4 protein-coding genes are annotated in these 2,998 nt (G+C 68.6%); 2 read left to right on the top strand and 2 right to left on the bottom strand.

Annotation, left to right across the window (positions count from 1 at the left end):
* Both IRZ18_09335 and IRZ18_09330 read left to right on the top strand, forming a co-directional pair.
* Positions 1 to 1,005: Ger(x)C family spore germination protein (locus IRZ18_09335; protein MBX5477307.1), on the top strand; the 1,005-nt coding region annotated here is incomplete at its 5' end.
* A gap of 1 nt (position 1,006) precedes the next feature.
* The gene (locus tag IRZ18_09330; protein ID MBX5477306.1) at positions 1,007 to 1,192 is read left to right on the top strand and encodes a hypothetical protein; all 186 of its coding nucleotides are present in this window, start codon (positions 1,007 to 1,009) and stop codon (positions 1,190 to 1,192) included.
* 9 nt (positions 1,193 to 1,201) lie between these two features.
* Here the strand turns inward: IRZ18_09330 and IRZ18_09325 are convergent, their stop codons facing one another.
* Both IRZ18_09325 and IRZ18_09320 read right to left on the bottom strand, forming a co-directional pair.
* Positions 1,202 to 2,353 (bottom strand): endospore germination permease, encoded by a 1,152-nt coding sequence (locus IRZ18_09325; GenBank protein ID MBX5477305.1) that lies wholly within the window; start codon positions 2,351 to 2,353, stop codon positions 1,202 to 1,204.
* Between the two features lie 108 nt (positions 2,354 to 2,461).
* A partial coding sequence (locus IRZ18_09320) for a VOC family protein (protein ID MBX5477304.1) occupies positions 2,462 to 2,998 on the bottom strand: 537 nt, incomplete at its 5' end.

Here is a 2,998-nt window from a genome sequence, read left to right as displayed (position 1 = left end):
GGTCTCGGTGGCGGGTCCGGCGGGGCCCTGTCGACGACGCAGTCGCCCGGGGCCATCCTCCTCTCGGCCCGTGGCACTTCCTGGGGTCAGATCCTGTCGCTACTGCAGGAGCGGTCGTCGCGGCGGCTCGAGTGGTCCCACATGCGCGCGATCGTCTTCAGCGCCGAGGTGGCGCGACGCGACAGCGTGTTGCCGCTCCTCGACTTCCTGTCCCGGTTCCGCCAGGTCCACCCGCACGTGCCCGTGCTGGTGGCGGCCGGTCGCGCGGAGGACGTGCTGGCCGCGACGCCTCCTCTGGAAGAAAGCGTCGGCGACTTCCTGCGCAAGCTGACGGGCCAACGGCCCTTCATGCGCGTGCCGCTGTATGTCTTCTTCCGCGACGCCTACGAGCCCGGCATCGATCCGGTGGCTCCGCTCGTGAACGTCGTTTCCCCGTCGCCGGTTCCCTCGCGCACGATCCCCAGCGACGTCAGCCTGGTCGGCGCCGCGCTCTTCGACCGTCGTGGCCGCCTCGCGGCGACGCTTTCCGATCCGGTGGCGCGGGGCGTGCTGTGGCTGCGCAACATGATCACGCAGAGCACGGTGACCGTCCGCCTGCCGCAGGGCGAAATCGACCTCGAGTTGCTCAACACCACGACGCGCCTGAGCGCGGAGCGCACCCCGGACGGCCCGCGGATCCGCGTGGAGTTCTGGGCCGAGGACGACATCGTCGACAACCGAAGCCGCCTGGATCTCAAGGACCCCACCGTGTACGCGGAGATCAGCCGCGCCGCGGCCGAGGAGATCATCGCCCGCGTCGCCGAGACGATCCGCGAGGCCGAGCGAGCGCGCGTGGACCCCTTCGGTTTCGGTCGAGCCATTCATCGGAACGACCCTGCGGACTGGAGGGCTCTGCAGGCGGATTGGCCGGCGCGCATGCGCGACGTGCCGGTCGAGCTCTCGGCGAGGGTCGAGGTGCGCCGCACCGGGATCACCGCGAACGCCACGCTGAAGGAAGGGCGATGACGTGGTCTACCTGCTTCTGACGCTTGTGTTCGCGTTGCTGGCGATCGCCCAGGCCCCCGAGCTGGCGGGACCCGGAAATGCGGGCGAGCGCTGGACCTTCGGCGTGCTCCTGGCCCTCGCCTACGCGCTGTCCATCTTGAACCTGCTGAAGATCCTGCCCCCGATCATGCAATGGTTCGGACCGTGACCTGCCCGTTCAGCCGCGGAACAAGGGGTAACCCTCGGCCGCCTCGGTCACCGTCTCCTCGTTCTTCGGCCGGGGGCGCAGGCCTCGCATCACGGCGAGCACCCAGGTGAGCAGCGGCAGGCCACTGCCCGCGAAGACTAAGGTCATCGGGACCCACACGTTGCTGAGGAAGGTCAGGACCTCGCTCACGTTGCTCCATGCCCAGATGCTGAAGGCGCACAGGAAGGCCCCAAGGGCGGACGAAGTCGGACGGTAGGAGCGAAGCCCCAGGAGGGCAGTGAGCAACAGGTTGGCGGCCAGGTATCCCTGGGCGACCCGGGTGAAGTTCTCCAACGACCAGAACACGACGAAGACCGGGTCCGCGTTGGTGAGGAAATCGCTGACATTGATCGCCTGCACCACCGAATAGACAGGGATGACCAGCTGTTTCGTGAATTCGGGGCCGAACAGCGCGACGGGCAACGCGGTCAGGAGCGTCGTCGACAGGCCCGCGAAGGCCGTGCCGCCGGCGATCCACCGGCGCGCGCGGACCGGATCGCTGTTGTACGGCATCCAAAGGACAAGCGCCATGGTGGCCTCGCCCATCCACGCAAGGTGGTACATCGCCCCCTGAAAGACCGGCAGCCAGCCATACTCCAGGATGGGCGTGAGGTAGCTGAGATCGAGCTGCTGCGCGATGAGGACCGCGATCCCGAGCGTGGCGAGCGCCGACAGGGGAAAGATCATCGTCTCGAGGCGCGCGATGACTTCCAACCCGGCACGCACGGCGTACCAGGCGACGAGGAGGAAGCTCGCGTCGACCACCACGATCGGCGTGAAGCGCAGGGCCGCAAGAAGCTGGAACTCCACGAACTTGCGGATGATCACCGCGATGGTCAGGATCCACCAGGAAACAAAGATCCAGCCCAGCGCGTCGCCAAGCCAGCGACCGAACGTCAGGCGCAGGATCTCGATCAGGTTGCGTCCCGGAAACCGCAGGGCCAGCGTGCAGTAGAACCACGCGAAACCCGCTCCGCCGGCCGTCGCCAGCAACCCGGAGATCCACGCGTCCTGGCGAGCGCTCGCCACCACGAAGTCCGGCAGGAAGAGGATGGCGGTGCCGAACACCCGGTTGAACGCCAGAAGCCCGGCCTGCACAGGTCCGATCTTTTCGCGGATCAACGCGGATTCCCCGCCCTCGGGTAGCGTTACCCAAGAGCGGCGGCGGCCATCCGGGACGGCCTGCGCTCGACCGAACCTTGTCGCGTTGGAGCGGGCTCAATGCGGGCGTCACGTCGCCGTCTGCGGCCGATCGTGAAGGACCGGCGCGCGCGCCGCAACCAGGCGGCCGTCCTCGATCGACGCCACGGGCGACGCTTCCTCGAACCACGTCGCTGGCGCCGCGTGACCCCAGAACGTCTGGCGGCGCGGATCGTGGATGCTCCAGCGGATCGGCCGGAAATCCGGATCGGCCGTCAGGTAGTCCCCCGTGTAGAGCTCGATGCGGTGGCCATCGGGATCGCGCAGGTAGAGGAAAAACGCGTTGGAGATGCCGTGGCGCCCCGGCCCGCGCTCGATGGCCGCGTGCCACCCGGCGCCGGCGAGGACGTCGCACGCGCGCAGCACGCTCTGCGTGTCCAGCACCCAGAAGCCCACGTGGTGCAGCCGCGGCCCGGCCCCGTTCATGAGGGCGACGTCGTGGACGTTCTGCTTGCGGTGGACCCACGAGGCCCAGACGCGGGGCGGGTCGCTCTCGGTCTCCGTGTACTCGGCGCAGCGGAAGCCCAGCTGGCGCGTGTACCAGTCGTGCGCCGGCTGCACGTCCGG

The sequence above is a fragment of the Clostridia bacterium genome (assembly GCA_019683875.1).
Lineage (GTDB): Bacteria > Bacillota > Sulfobacillia > RBS10-35 > Bu92 > Bu92.
This window is presented reverse-complemented; position numbering and strand designations above follow the sequence as displayed.